This is a genomic window from Brevirhabdus pacifica, assembly GCF_002797755.1.
In the GTDB taxonomy this organism is placed as follows: domain Bacteria; phylum Pseudomonadota; class Alphaproteobacteria; order Rhodobacterales; family Rhodobacteraceae; genus Brevirhabdus; species Brevirhabdus pacifica.
In genome coordinates, this window is sequence record NZ_PGFI01000013.1 from 38,867 (window position 1) to 51,831 (window position 12,965).

The 12,965-nt window shown below is 71.2% G+C and carries 12 protein-coding genes and 1 riboswitch; of the genes, 8 read left to right on the top strand and 4 right to left on the bottom strand.

The annotated features are described in order from the left end of the window. Positions 1–69 precede the first annotated feature (69 nt). The 4 genes from CLV77_RS11995 to CLV77_RS12010 are packed head-to-tail and all read left to right on the top strand — an operon-like array spanning position 70 to position 3,843. Entirely contained in the window at positions 70–588 is a 519-nt protein-coding gene (locus CLV77_RS11995; RefSeq protein WP_083707794.1) for a DUF1636 family protein, read from the top strand. Next, entirely contained in the window at positions 585–1,640 is a 1,056-nt protein-coding gene (locus tag CLV77_RS12000; RefSeq protein WP_076980091.1) for a threonine-phosphate decarboxylase, read from the top strand. Before CLV77_RS11995 ends, CLV77_RS12000 begins: the two co-directional genes overlap by 4 nt. Next, positions 1,637–2,596: an adenosylcobinamide-phosphate synthase CbiB gene (gene cbiB, locus CLV77_RS12005; RefSeq protein WP_076980090.1), complete on the top strand. Its 960-nt coding sequence runs from the start codon at positions 1,637–1,639 to the stop codon at positions 2,594–2,596. The genes CLV77_RS12000 and cbiB overlap by 4 nt, the downstream gene beginning before the upstream one ends. 56 nt (positions 2,597–2,652) lie before the next feature. Beyond that, positions 2,653–3,843, top strand: a complete 1,191-nt coding sequence (locus tag CLV77_RS12010) for a lytic murein transglycosylase (protein WP_076980089.1) — start codon at positions 2,653–2,655, stop codon at positions 3,841–3,843. A gap of 77 nt (positions 3,844–3,920) precedes the next feature. Here the strand turns inward: CLV77_RS12010 and smc are convergent, their stop codons facing one another. Further along, the gene (gene smc, locus CLV77_RS12015) at positions 3,921–7,376 is read right to left on the bottom strand and encodes a chromosome segregation protein SMC (RefSeq protein ID WP_076980088.1); all 3,456 of its coding nucleotides are present in this window, start codon (positions 7,374–7,376) and stop codon (positions 3,921–3,923) included. 240 nt (positions 7,377–7,616) lie between these two features. Beyond that, a riboswitch (cobalamin riboswitch) is annotated at positions 7,617–7,835 on the top strand. A 33-nt stretch (positions 7,836–7,868) separates the two neighbouring features. Here smc and CLV77_RS12020 point away from each other — a divergent pair. Both CLV77_RS12020 and CLV77_RS12025 read left to right on the top strand, forming a co-directional pair. Continuing rightward, positions 7,869–8,063 (top strand): CbtB domain-containing protein, encoded by a 195-nt coding sequence (locus tag CLV77_RS12020; protein WP_076980087.1) that lies wholly within the window; start codon positions 7,869–7,871, stop codon positions 8,061–8,063. Between the two features lie 4 nt (positions 8,064–8,067). After that, positions 8,068–8,763, top strand: coding sequence for a CbtA family protein (locus tag CLV77_RS12025; RefSeq protein ID WP_076980086.1), 696 nt, complete (start codon positions 8,068–8,070; stop codon positions 8,761–8,763). Between the two features lie 32 nt (positions 8,764–8,795). Here CLV77_RS12025 and CLV77_RS12030 read toward each other — a convergent pair whose 3' ends face one another. Continuing rightward, the gene (locus CLV77_RS12030; RefSeq protein WP_076980085.1) at positions 8,796–9,557 is read right to left on the bottom strand and encodes a TSUP family transporter; all 762 of its coding nucleotides are present in this window, start codon (positions 9,555–9,557) and stop codon (positions 8,796–8,798) included. A 109-nt stretch (positions 9,558–9,666) separates the two neighbouring features. Between CLV77_RS12030 and CLV77_RS12035 the strand changes: the two genes are divergently transcribed. Beyond that, positions 9,667–10,473 (top strand): HTD2 family dehydratase, encoded by an 807-nt coding sequence (locus CLV77_RS12035; protein ID WP_076980084.1) that lies wholly within the window; start codon positions 9,667–9,669, stop codon positions 10,471–10,473. A gap of 74 nt (positions 10,474–10,547) precedes the next feature. Here the strand turns inward: CLV77_RS12035 and rsmD are convergent, their stop codons facing one another. Further along, on the bottom strand, positions 10,548–11,108 hold the full coding sequence (gene rsmD, locus CLV77_RS12040) for a 16S rRNA (guanine(966)-N(2))-methyltransferase RsmD (RefSeq protein ID WP_076980083.1): 561 nt from the start codon (positions 11,106–11,108) through the stop codon (positions 10,548–10,550). Next, entirely contained in the window at positions 11,109–12,377 is a 1,269-nt protein-coding gene (locus CLV77_RS12045) for an NAD(P)/FAD-dependent oxidoreductase (RefSeq protein WP_076980082.1), read from the bottom strand. A gap of 81 nt (positions 12,378–12,458) precedes the next feature. On the opposite strand from CLV77_RS12045, the gene CLV77_RS12050 reads away from it, so the two are divergent. After that, positions 12,459–12,956 (top strand): peroxiredoxin, encoded by a 498-nt coding sequence (locus CLV77_RS12050; protein ID WP_076980081.1) that lies wholly within the window; start codon positions 12,459–12,461, stop codon positions 12,954–12,956. Positions 12,957–12,965: the final 9 nt, after the last annotated feature.

Genomic DNA, 12,965 nt, shown 5'->3' on the forward strand with positions numbered 1-12,965 from the left:
GATCCCGTTCCGGCGGCGGGCTATTGCGGGTTGCCGCGGCCCCGCCCCGGCCCAAGCTCGGAGGGCGCGATGACCACCTGGATTACCGTCTGTGACACCTGCATGGAGCAGGGCCGCCCCGACAAGGATGTCGAGGAGTTTGACGGCGCGCGCTTTGCCGGCCTGATCGAGGGGGCGCTTGCCGACCGGCTTCGGGCCGACCCGTCGGGCACCGCCCCGGCCACCCCCACCGCCCCCGATGCCCCCAAGGCCCTGACCCCGGCGCCTGCCCAGGCCCTGCGCGTCCGGCGCCATTCGTGCCTGATGGGCTGTGCCAACGGTTGCAACGTGGCGATCCAGTCCGAAGGCAAGCTGAACTATACCCTGGGCGGATTTGCCGGCCTGGCGGACGAGGCCGAGGCCATCGTCGATTATGCCCGCCTGCATGCCGCCAGCCCGATTGGCCAGGTGCCCTATCGCCAGTGGCCGCAGCCCATCAAGGGACATTTCGTGACCCGCCACCCGCCCCTTCCCGTCACCGAGCCGGAACTGGCGCAGGCGGTAGAGGCCGCCCCCTCCCTTTCCGAAAAGACCCCGGTCGGGAAATGACGCCCCCTGCCGCGTCGTCGCCCCCGACCGCACCCGTCGAGGCGCGCGACCACGGCGGCGGGCTGGACGCCGCCCGCGCCCGCCATGGCGGGGAACGCAGCGACTGGCTGGACCTTTCGACCGGTATCAACCCGCTCGCCTACCCGGTCGAGGGCATACCCTCCGCCGCCTGGACCGAGCTGCCGGATGCCGGGGCGCAGGCGGAGCTGCTGACCGCCGCCCGCCGCTTCTGGCAGGTGCCCGACCGGCTGGCGGTGCTGGCCGTTCCCGGAACCTCCTCGGCGATCGCGCACATGCCCCGGCTGGCGGGCAGGCTGGCACCGCCCTCGGCCGACGGTGCGCCCCGGGCCGTGCTGATCCGGCAGCGGACCTATAACGAACACGCTGCTGCCTTCCGCCAGGCTGGCTGGCAGGTGCTGCACGCAGCCTCCGCCGGCACCCCGCCTTCGGCGGCGGTTCTGGTTCACCCCGACAACCCGACCGGCGACCTCTGGCCCGATCCCCTTGCCGCCGCCGGGCAGGACGGGCTGCTGGTCATCGACGAAAGCTTCGGCGAATGCTGCCCCCACGCCAGCCACGTGCCGCTGGCCGGCGGACGGGTGGTGGTCCTGAAGGGGCTGGGCAAGTTCTGGGGGCTTGCGGGCCTGCGGCTGGGCTTCGTCATTGGTGAGGCGTCGCTTCTGACGCCGCTGGCCGAGGCGTTGGGCCCTTGGCCCGTCTCGGGCCCGGCGCTGACGCTGGGCGCCCGGGCGCTTTCGGATGCCGGCTGGATCGCCGCGACAAGGGCGCGCGTGGCCCGTGACGCCGACAGGCTGGACGCGCTGATGGCGCCGCACCTCGCCCCCGGCGCGTCCCCCCGGGGCACCACGCTCTTCCGTCTCTACACGGTGGCGGATGCCGCCGCGTTGCAGGACCGGCTGGCCCGCGCCCGGATCTGGAGCCGCGTCTTCCCCTACGATCCGACCTGGATCCGCCTTGGCCTGCCGGGCCGGGCGGAAGACTGGGACCGGCTGACCGAGGCGCTGGCATCCGCACCTGGGGCCGCGCCATGAGCCTTGCCCTCATGCTGATGCTGGCCCTGCTGCTGGACGCGATGATGGGAGAGCCGCGCTGGCTCTGGTCCCGGCTGCCGCACCCGGCGGTGGCGATGGGGCGCGCCATCTCGGGTGCCGACCGGCGCTGGAACCGGGGGCGCGCGCGCCGCCTGCGCGGTGTGCTGGTGTTGGCGGGGCTGTCGCTTCTGGTGCTGGTGCTGGGGGCGATCCTGGCCTCGCTTCTGCCCTGGCCGTTCGAGGTGCTGCTGGTTGCCATCCTGCTGGCCCAGCGAAGCCTGGCCGAGCATGTGCGCGACGTGGCCCGCGCGCTGGAGGCCAGCCGCGACCCCGCCCCGGCCCGGAGCGCCGTTGCCAAGATCGTCGGGCGCGACACGGCGGCGCTGGACCGGCCGGGCATCGCCCGGGCCGCCATCGAAAGCGCCGCCGAGAACCTGTCGGACGGGGTCGTCGCGCCGGTCTTCTGGTACCTTCTGGGCGGGTTGCAGGGCCTGCTGCTCTACAAGCTGGTCAACACCGCCGACAGCACCATCGGGTATCGCACGCCCCGGCACCTGGCCTTCGGCTGGGCCGCCGCCCGTCTGGACGACGCGATGAATTTCCTGCCCGCGCGGCTGACCGCGCTGCTGCTGGCGGCGGCGGGGGCCTTGCCGGTCCGATCCCGCGCCATGGAAGGGGCGGGGGGCTTTGCCTACGCCTGGCGCATTGCGCGCCGGGATGCGGGCCTGCACCGGTCGCCCAACGCCGGCTGGCCCGAGGCCGCGATGGCGGCCACGCTGGGCATCGCGCTGGCCGGGCCGCGGGTCTATGACGGGCAGGCGACCGCCGATGCCTTCGTCCACCCCGAGGGCCGCCGCGATCCCGATGCCGCGCAGCTGCGGGGGGCGATCGCCATGCTGTGGCGGGTCTGGGTGCTGCTGATTGTGGGCGCCTTTCTGCTTGCCTTGCTGGTTTGAGCGTTACCTGTTGGCCGGGGGCTGCTAGGTTTCCCCCAACAAGGAGGGTTTTCCACATGCGCTTTACCAACGTTCTCGCCGCATCCGCCGTGGCCGTGGCCGCCGCGATCGCGCCGACCGGCGCCGCCTGGGCACAGGCCTGCGGCGGGGATTTCAACAGCTGGCTGTCCGGCGTGAAGAAAGAGGCCGTCGCCAAGGGCCATCCCGCCGCCAAGGTCGACGCCTTTCTTGCATCGGCCCGCCGCGACCCCGCCGTCATCAAGGCCGACCGCGCCCAGGGCGTGTTCCAGCTTCCGTTTCTGGAGTTCTCCCAGCGGCTGATCAGCCAGAACCGGATCAACAACGGCCAGTCGATGGCGCGCAAGTACAACAGCGTCTTCAACTCGGTCGAGCGGAACTTCGGCGTCAGCCGCGGCGTGCTGCTGGCCTTCTGGGCCTTCGAGACCGATTTCGGCCAGGTCCAGGGCAATTTCAACACCGTCAACGCCCTGCTGACCCTCAGCCACGATTGCCGCCGCCCCAACCTCTTCCGGCCGCAGATCTTCGCGGCGATGAAACTGTTCGAGCGGGGCGATCTTGATCCCGCCCGCACCCAGGGCGCCTGGGCTGGCGAGATCGGCATGGTCCAGATGCTGCCCGAGGACATCATCAACAACGGCGTGGACGGCGACGGCGACGGGCATGTGAACCTCAAGACCTCGGCGCCCGACGCGCTGATGTCGGGGGGCAAGATGCTGCGTTCGCTGGGTTGGCGCGCGGGTGAGCCCTGGCTTCAGGAAGTGGTCGTGCCGGCGCAGATGGATTGGTCGCAGACCGGGCTGCACACCAAGAAACGCGCCTCGGACTGGGTCGCGATGGGGGTGCAACCGCGCTCGGGCAAGGTATCTGGCGGACTGCCCGCCTCGCTTCTGCTGCCCCAGGGCCGCAAGGGTCCCGCGTTCCTCGCCTACCCGAACTTCGATGTCTATTTCGAGTGGAACCAGAGCTTTGTCTACGTGACGACGGCCGCCTATTTCGCCACCCGTCTCGAGGGGGCGCCGTCCTACCGCGCGGGCAAACCCGATCCCTCGCTCAACGGCAACCAGATGAAGCAGCTTCAACAGAAGCTGGTGGCGCGCGGACATGACGTCGGCAAGGTCGACGGCATCCTGGGCGAAAAGACCCGCCGCGCTGTCCAGCGCGAGCAGCAGCGCCTTGGCCTGCCCGCGGACGCCTGGCCGACCCCGGCCCTTCTGTCCAAGCTGTGATCGGGTCCTTGTGATCCCCCGACGGCCCCGCCCTGCGGCTGGGGCCGTATTCGGGGCGCCGGCGTAGTCCCCCGCCCTCAAGCCACCATCGACGCGGCCTTTTTCAGATCCACCGAGACAAGTTGGCTGACCCCCTGTTCGGCCATGGTGACGCCGAACAGCCGGTCCATGCGGCTCATGGTGATGGCGTGGTGGGTGATGATCAAAAAGCGCGTGTCGGTGCGGCGCGTCATCTCGTCCAGCAGCCCGCAGAAGCGCGTCACGTTGGCGTCGTCCAGCGGCGCGTCGACCTCGTCCAGCACGCAGATCGGCGCCGGGTTCGCGATGAAGACGGCGAAGATCAGCGCCATGGCGGTCAGCGTCTGCTCCCCGCCCGACAGCAGCGACAGGGTCGACAGCTTCTTGCCCGGCGGCTGGCACATGATCTCCAGGCCGGCCTCAAGCGGATCGTCGCTTTCCACCAGCACCAGCCGCGCCTCGCCCCCGTTGAAGAGCAGGGTGAAAAGCGTGCCGAAGTTGCGGTTCACCTCCTCGAAGGCGGTCAGAAGCCGTTCGCGGCCTTCCTTGTTGAGGCTGGCGATGCCCTGGCGCAGCTTCTTGATCGCCTCTTCAAGGTCGATCTTCTCGGCCGCCAAGGTGTCATGCTCCTCCTGGACCTCGCGGGCGTCCTCCTCGGCGCGCAGGTTGACCGAGCCCAGGGCGTCGCGCTGACGCCGGTGGCGCAGCACGTCGGCTTCGATGGTGGCGACGGCGGGCATGTTGGCGGGGTCGATGTCCAGCGCCGCCAGAAGCTCCTCGGGGTCGCATTCCTGTTCCTCGCGGATCCGCTCGACCGCGGCGGCCTGGGCATCGCGCAGGGCCTCGGCGCGGGCGGCGGCGCCGGCGCGGGCCTCGCGGGCGTCAGCGGCAAGGCGTTCGGCCTCGCGCTCGGCCTGGATCGCCTGGCGCAGGGTCGATTCGCCGGCAGAGAGGGCATCGGCGGCCCGGGCGCGGCGGCTGCCGGCCTCGTCCAGCGCGGCGGCCAGCTTCTCGCGCCGCTCGGTCAGGGTGCCGGGGATGGCGCGGGCGGTCTCCAGCTCGGCCTCGGCCTCGGTCCGGCGGCTGTTCAGCTCGGCGATCCGGTCGCTGGCGGTGCGCAGGCGGCTGCGCCAGCCGGTCAATTCCCGCTCGACCGCTTCCGCCCGACGCTCGCGCGCCTCCCCGCCCCGGCGCAACTCATCATGGGCCGAGCGCTTGGACAGCATCGTGACCCGCGCGGCCTCGACCGTCAGCTTCAGCTCCTCGACCTCGGCCCGTGCCGCGTCCAGATCCCCCAGGTTCGCCGCCGCGACCTGCGCCTCCGCAAGGCGCGAGCGGGCAGCGGCCAGTTCCTGTTCGTGGCGGCCCGCGGCAAGGCTGAGGTTCTCAAGCTGGCCCGCGGCGATGTTGCGATCGGCTTCGGCCCGCGACAGGTCGCGGTTGGCGGTGGCCACGGCCTGGTCGGCCTCGCGCCGCGCGGCGCGGGCCTGGCGGTCGGCCTCGCCGCTGGCCTCAAGTTCGGCCACCAAGGTCTGATGCGCGCGCCGTGTCCCCTCGGCGCGCGCATTCGCCGCCTCGAGATCCTGTTTCAGGGCCTCAAGACGGTTGAGCTGTTGCAGGCGCAGGGCCGCGGCGGTGGGCGCATCCTCGGCCCCCGCCCGCAACCCGTCCCAGCGCCAGAGGTCGCCCTCGACGCTGACCAGGCGCTGGCCGGGCTTCAACTCGGGCTGAAGCCGGGCGCCCTCGGCGGCGTCGACCAGGCCGATCTGGCCCATCCGGCGCGACAGCACCCCCGGCCCGCGCACATGGCGCGAAAGCGGCACGACCCCGCGCGGCAGGCTCTGCAATTCGTTGTAATTCGGCAAGGTGACCCAGCCCGACGCATCGGCCTGACCCACCTCGGGCGCGCGCAGGTCGTCGGCCAATGCCGCGCCAAGCGCCTTTTCAAAGCCCGGATCGACACGCATGCGGTCAAGCAGCATCGCGTCCTCGTTCGACTCGCGCTCGACCAGGCGGGCAAGCGCCGCCTTTTCGGCCGCCAGCGCCCCCGCCTCCCCCTCGGCCGAGGAGCGGTTGGCGCGGGCGTCGGCCTCGGCCGACTGGGCGCTTGAGCGGGCCTCCTCGGCGGCCTGGGCGGCGGCTTCGGCGGCTTCGGCCTCGGCTGCGGCGCGGGCCTGGGCCTCGGTCGCGGCCTCGAAACGCGCGCCAGCCTCGTCCAGCGCGGCGCGGGCGGCTTCCATCCCGGCCTGGACCTTGCGCGCCTCGTTCTCGGTGCGCTCCAGCGTGGTGGCGCTGTCATCATGCAGGCGGCGGGCGGACTGATGACGGGCGGCCAGGCGGGCCACCTCCTCGGTCGCGGCCGAAAGCAGCGCCTCGCGCTCCTGCAAAAGGGTCGCCGCCTCCGTCGCCTCCTGCATGGCCGCGTCCATGCGGGCCTCGTGCCCCGATCCGGCCTCGGCCAGCTCGGCGGCCTCGGCTTCCAGCCCGGCGATCGTCTCGCCGGCATCGCTGTTCAGCGCGCCCTCCCGCTCGGCGTCATTGGCAAGCTGGGCGATGCGGCCGGTCAGGCGTTCGATCGCCTCGGCGGCGCGGCTTTCCTCCTGCCCCAGGGTGTCGCGCTCCACCTCCAGCCGCTGCAAAAGGGCCGAGGCGATGGCCTCCTCCTCGCGCAGGGGGGGCAGGGCGGCCTCGGCCTCCTCGCGGTGCTTCTCGGCGGCGCGGGCAGCGGCCTCGCCCCGGGCGGCCAGGGTGGTCCGCTCGGTCATGGCGGCGGCGGCGGCGGCCATCTCGTCGGCGGCCTCGCGCCATCGGCGGTAAAGCAGCAGCCCCTCGGCATGGCGCAGCGCGGTGCCGATCTCGCGGTAGCGCGCGGCCTGCCGGGCCTGGCGCGCAAGCTGTGCCAGCTGCGCCGCCAACTGCTCCAGCACGTCGTCGACCCGGGTCAGGTTGGTCTCTGTCTGGCGCAGCTTCAGCTCGGCCTCGTGGCGCCGCTGGTACAGGCCCGAGATGCCGGCGGCCTCTTCGAGGATGCGGCGGCGGGCCTTGGGGCGGGCGTTGATCAGCTCCGAGATCTGGCCCTGCCGGACCAGCGCCGGAGAATGCGCCCCGGTCGAGGCGTCGGCGAACAGCATCTGGACATCGCGGGCGCGCACGTCCTTGCCATTGGTCTTGTAGGCGCTGCCCGCGTCGCGGGTGATGCGGCGCACGATGTCCAGCGTGTCGCGGTCGTTGAACCCTGCCGGGGCCAGCCGGTCGGTGTTGTCGATGGCAAGGGAGACTTCGGCGAAATTGCGGGCGGGCCGGGTCGCGGCACCGGCGAAGATCACGTCCTCCATGCCGCCACCGCGCATGGCCGAGGGTCGGTTCTCCCCCATCACCCAGCGCAGCGCCTCAAGCAGGTTCGACTTGCCGCAGCCGTTGGGCCCGACCACCCCGGTCAGCCCCTCGGCAATGACCAGCTCCGTCGGGTCGACGAAGCTCTTGAAGCCGTTCAGTCTGAGGCGGGTGAAGCGCACTCTGGCACCCCTCGTCTGTGACGTCCTGACCAAAAGGACACCCGCAAACCGGGCCTGAGTCAACGATAGCCCACCGCATCTGGCCAAAACCGGCGACTTATCCACAATATATAGCCGATTCCGGCAATATTATGCCTTCAGGAGCGGCGTGAACCCCACCCAAGCCGGCGCCTGGCCCGTCGGGGCAGGCCCGCGGCCCGGCACATCGGGAATCATCCTTGACCGACGGCGCCCGCGCCCGCTACGTAGAACGGGCATGGTCCCCCGTCGGTGCAAAGCGCCTGGGGGATAAATGGGAATTCGGTCAGGGTGACCCAACTCGGGACCCGATGCCGAAGCCGCCCCCGCGACTGTATGCGGCGAGCCTCCGCCAAACGCCACTGGATCCCCGGATCCGGGAAGGCGGCGGACAGGCCCCGACCCGCAAGCCAGGAGACCAGCCATGCACTCAACCAGGCCGCCTGTCGGGTGTGACAGGCAAGGAGAACCAACATGACCGCGATCACTTCCTACAAGACCACCGCATCCGTGCACGGCGGCACCGCCGCGCGCACCGAGACTCTTGGCATCGCCGCCGCCATCCTGGCCGGCCTCGCGCTGCTGTTCGTCGCCGGGATTTCCCAGGCTTCGGTCGTGCATGGCGCCGCCCACGATCAGCGCCACGCCATCTCGTTCCCCTGCCACTGACACGATGACCTATCGTCTGTTCGCCGGCGCGCTCTACGCCGGCCTCGCCGCGGGGCTTGTCGCCGCGGTGCTTCAGTTCGTCTTCGTCATCCCCCTCCTGGTCGAGGGGGAGTTGTTCGAGACGGGGATGCGGGTCCATTTCCAGGATGGCAGCGTGCAAAGCCCGGCCGGCTCCGGCGGGCTGGAGTTCGACCTCGTGCGCCACGGGCTGACCGTCGGCATGGCGATCGTCAGCTATACCGCCTTCGCCCTGCTGATGAGTGCCAGCATGGCCATCGCCGCCCGGCGCGGCGAGGTCATCACCCCCCGGCGCGGCGCCGTCTGGGGGCTGGCGGGCTTTGCCGCCATCGCCCTGTCGCCCGCCGCCGGCCTTCCGCCCGAGCTGCCTGGCACCATCGGGGCCGAATTGGTCGCCCGCCAGGTCTGGTGGGTGGCGGCGATGCTCTTTTCGGTGGCTGGCATCGCGCTGATCGCCTTTGCCCGCGGGCCCCATGCCTGGGCCCTAGCGCTGGCGGGGCTTGGCCTGCTGCTGCTGCCGCATCTCTACGGTGCGCCGATGATCGACCGGTACTACGGCATCAGCCCGCCCGAACTCTCGGCGCTTTTCGCCACCCGATCGCTGGCCGTCACTGCGGTGGCCTGGGTGGTGATGGGGGCGGTCGCCGCCCATTTCCGCGCCGACCATCGGCCCGCGGGCTGAGCGGCCTGTCCTGAACCCGATCCCGGGCGGCCTCAGATCGCCCGGGTTACGATCAGCGCCGTTGCCGCCAGCGCCGCCAGACCCAGCGCCACGGGCCGCATCCGCGCCCGGCCCTGGCCCAGCGGATCCCCGCGCGCCACCAACCCGGCCAGCGCCACACCCAGCGCCACCATCGGCAGCAGGCTCAGCGCCAGAACCAGGTCCGTCAGGCCCACCAGGCCCTGCCACGCCAGAGCCAGGATCGAAACCGTCATCCCCCAGAAGAAGAACACGTTCTGCATCGCCGCCGAGCGGCGCGCCTCGTGGTACTGGTAAAGCAGCGCCATCGGCGGCGCGCCCACCGCCGTCAGCGTGCCCATCAGCCCGGCGGTGACCCCCGCGCCGAAAAGGCTCAGCCTGCTGATCGCGACCCGCACGCCCAGAAGCGACAGCGCGATGCCAAGGTAGACCGTGCCGCCCACCACCCAGGCCACCAGCGCCGGATCCCCGGCCAGGCGCTGCGCCACCAGCGCCGCCAGGACCGCCCCCGCCGCCCGCCCCGCGAAGCCGGCCGGCAGGTCGGCCCTCTCGACCAGCCGCAAGTCCACCGCCGTCGACGAAAGCCCCACGGCGATCCCCACCAGAAGCAGCGTGGCGGGCACGAACTCGGGCGCCACCATCGCCACCATGGGTGCTGCGATCATGCCGAACCCCTGCCCCGCCAGCCGCTGCAACATGGTGCCGGCCAGCACCGCGAGGGCGGCCACCACCCAGGCCGATGCTGCAAGGCCCGGCCACACCAGCAACTCAGACAATGGCGGTTGCCCCGCCCGAAAGCTCTGTGCAGAATTGAACTCCGCGCCGGGCGGCGACGCGTTGCGGCGTCATCGGCGACCTCCGAAAAATACAGGGACAGGACAGATCATGCACGAAGCCGAGGGACGAGCGCAAACGGTAACCGATCCCATGGACCCCGCGCGGCTGGCGGCATTGCACGCCACCCTCGGACGGCCCGGCCCCGTGCCCGAACTTCTGCCCCCCTTCGCCCACCAGATCCATTTCTGGCAGGCCAGCCCCCCCGAGGGGCTGGGCGCCGACGGCCACCCCCGCACCGGCGCCTTCATCCCCGATCTTGGCCTGCCCCGGCGGATGTGGGCGGGCGGCCGGCTGATGTTCCATGCCCCCCTTCGCCCCGGCACCCCGGCCGAGCGCCAGACCAGCATCGTCCGCGTCGCCCGCAAGCAGGGCCGGAGCGGCCCGCTGGGCTTTGTCACCCTCTGTCACGAGATCTTCCAGGACGGCACCCTGTGCCGCACCGAGGAGCAGGACCTCGTCTACCGCGAGGCCGCCGACCCCGAGGCCCCGCCCCCCCTCGCCATCGACGCCCCCCTCGACGAGACCGAGGCCCATGTCGTCAGCTTCGACACCACCCTGCTCTTTCGCTACTCGGCCCTGACCTTCAACGGCCACCGCATCCATTACGATACCGAATACGCCCGCCAGGCCGAAGGCTATCCCGGCCTCGTCGTCCACGGCCCCCTGCTGGCCCACCTGCTGATGGATCTGGCCGAGGACAGGCTGGGCGGGCTTCAGACCTTCAAGTTCCGCGCCACCGCCCCGCTCTTCCATTTCGAGACGGCCGAGCTTTGCCTGCGCGACCGCGACAGCGACCTGATGCTCTGGGTGCGGGCACCCGACGGACGGCAATGCATGGTCGCCGAGGCGATGTGACCGCCCCGCCCTCGCGGCACCGTCCTTCAGTGTCGTGAAAATATCCCGGCCCCCCGGTCGGGCCGGGCGCGGCCTCAGCCGAGGCGCAGGACGGTGATCACCGTGTCGCCATAGCGGCGCTGGTCTTCCATCTCGGCCCCCTCGGGGATCTGCGGCGGGCCACTCTCTTCCCAGACGACAAGGGCGCCGGGCGCGATCCAGCCGCCCTCGCCCGCCCGCGCCAGGGCCCGCTCGCCCATGGATTTGCCATAGGGCGGGTCCAAGAAGATCAGATCGTGGGGCGCGTCGGGGTTGGCCTCCAGCCTGGTGGCGTCGCGCCGGTGCAGCCGGGTACTGTCGGCGCTGCGCGTCAGCTCGACGTTGCGCCGGATCAGCCCGCCCGCGACCCGCCCGTCATCGACAAAGGTGACATGCGCCGCCCCGCGCGACAGCGCCTCGAGGCCCAGCGCGCCGGTCCCTGCAAAAAGGTCCAGCACCCGCGCGCCCGAGATGGGATCGCCATAGCGGCCGCCCAGCAGGTGGCTGAACAGGGCCTCGCGCACCCGGTCCGAGGTCGGGCGCAAATGCTTGCCCGCGTCCCCCTTGCCCAGCGCCGCCAGGGTCAGGCCGCGAAAGGATCCCGCGATGATCCGCATTCAGCCCAGCAGCTCCTTGACCGGCAGATCGTGCCGCGCCACCTGCGCGGGCTCCGGCGAGCGGCCGGCCTCGATCAGCCGCTTGCCCACCATGTAGCTGCGCGGATCGTTGATTGCGTCGACGGCCAGCAGGGTGTCGCCCCGGAAGTACCAGTAGGAGACCGGCGCCGACAGGTCCTCGGCGGCCTCTGGTGCGGCGCGCACGACGACCCGGTCGTAGCCGGTGTTCAGCCCGGCGATCTGCAGCTTCGCGTCATACTGGTCCGACCAGAACCAAGGCCGGGGGACATAGGGCGTCTCGGCACCCATCATGTTGTCAGCCACGGCCTCGGCCTGATCGATGGCATTCTGCACGCTTTCCAGCCTCAGCCGCCCTTCGCCCAGGGGGAAGTTGGCGCAATCCCCCGCCGCCCAGACATCGGGGGCCGAGCTGCGACCCAGCGCGTCGACGCGGATGCCATCCTCGACCGCAAGCCCCGCGGCCTCGGCCAGCTCCGTCTCGGGCAGGATACCGACGCCGACGATGACGAAATCCACCTCCAGGGTGCTGCCGTCGGTCAATTGCGCCGCGTGAACCCGCCCGTCGCCCCGCCCGTCGCCAGCATCAGCCTCGCCCTCGGTCAGCCGCTCCAGCCCGACGCCTTCGCGCAGGTCGACCCCATGGGCCGCGTGCAGCTGGCGGAACCGCTCGGATGTCTCGGGCGCGGCCACGCGCTGCAGGATGCGCTCGCCCATCTCGACCACGGTCACCGCGACGCCCAGCTTGCAGGCCACCGCGGCGGCCTCCAGGCCGATGTAGCCACCGCCGACGATCAGGGCGCGGCGCCCCTCGGCGAACTCGGGTGCCATGGCGTCGACATCCGCGAGGGTGCGGACCACGTGCACGCCCTTCAATGCGCCGCCGATTGCCGCCGGCAGGTGGCGCGGACGCGAGCCGGTGGTCAGCGCCAGCGCGTCGTAGGACAGGCTCTCCTCCGCGCCATCCGGGCCGGCAAGGGTCAGGCTGCGCACGGAGGTGTCGATGGCCGTCACCTTGCGGCCGGTCAGCAGGTCGATCTTCTGCTCGCCATAGAAACGCTCGGGGCGCAGGAACAACCGCTCGCGGCTGATCTCGCCCAACAGGTAGCCCTTGGACAGGGGCGGGCGTTGGTAGGGGGGTGCATCCTCGTCGCCGACCAGGGTGATGCGCCCCTCGAAGCCCTTGGCCCTGAGCCGCGCCACCAGAGAGGCCCCGGCCTGCCCGGCGCCCACCACCACGAAATGTGTCATCCGACGCTCTCCCCCTCTGGTTTGCCGCGCGGGGGAACCTATAACACGGGGGGTGAAACGCAATGAATGAAAGGTGATGGCATGGCAATTAAGGTGGGTGACCGGATTCCCGACGCAACCCTGCTGAGGATCGGCGATGCCGGCCCCGAGGCGGTCTCGATGGAGGGGCTGACCAAGGGCCGCAAGGTGGTGATCTTCGCCGTGCCCGGCGCCTATACGCCGACTTGCGACTCTGCCCATGTGCCCAGCTTCATTCGCACCCGCGACCGCTATGACGCCGCCGGCGTGGACGAGATCGTCTGCCTCTCGGTCAACGATCCCTTCGTGATGAAAAGCTGGGGCGAATCGACCGGCGCCCTGGATGCCGGCATCACTATGCTGGCCGACGCCGGGGCCGAATTCACCCGCGCCGTGGGAATGGACTTCACCGCCGAGGGCGCCGGGTTCATCAACCGCTCTGTCCGCTACGCCATGCTGGTCGAGGATGGCGTGGTCAAGCTGCTGAACATCGAGGAGGCGCGGGGCGTCTGCGAGGTTTCGGGCGGCGAGGGGCTTCTGGCCGACATGGCCGCCCTCTGATCACTTGAG

Bases quoted from the DNA above. Each gene is read 5' to 3' on its own strand.
- CLV77_RS11995 (WP_083707794.1), top strand. From the start codon at position 70: ATGACCACCTGGATTACCGTCTGTGACACCTGCATGGAGCAGGGCCGC.
- CLV77_RS12000 (WP_076980091.1), top strand. From the start codon at position 585: ATGACGCCCCCTGCCGCGTCGTCGCCCCCGACCGCACCCGTCGAGGCG.
- cbiB (WP_076980090.1), top strand. From the start codon at position 1,637: ATGAGCCTTGCCCTCATGCTGATGCTGGCCCTGCTGCTGGACGCGATG.
- CLV77_RS12010 (WP_076980089.1), top strand. From the start codon at position 2,653: ATGCGCTTTACCAACGTTCTCGCCGCATCCGCCGTGGCCGTGGCCGCC.
- CLV77_RS12020 (WP_076980087.1), top strand. From the start codon at position 7,869: ATGACCGCGATCACTTCCTACAAGACCACCGCATCCGTGCACGGCGGC.
- CLV77_RS12025 (WP_076980086.1), top strand. From the start codon at position 8,068: ATGACCTATCGTCTGTTCGCCGGCGCGCTCTACGCCGGCCTCGCCGCG.
- CLV77_RS12035 (WP_076980084.1), top strand. From the start codon at position 9,667: ATGCACGAAGCCGAGGGACGAGCGCAAACGGTAACCGATCCCATGGAC.
- rsmD (WP_076980083.1), bottom strand. From the start codon at position 11,108: ATGCGGATCATCGCGGGATCCTTTCGCGGCCTGACCCTGGCGGCGCTG.
- CLV77_RS12045 (WP_076980082.1), bottom strand. From the start codon at position 12,377: ATGACACATTTCGTGGTGGTGGGCGCCGGGCAGGCCGGGGCCTCTCTG.
- CLV77_RS12050 (WP_076980081.1), top strand. From the start codon at position 12,459: ATGGCAATTAAGGTGGGTGACCGGATTCCCGACGCAACCCTGCTGAGG.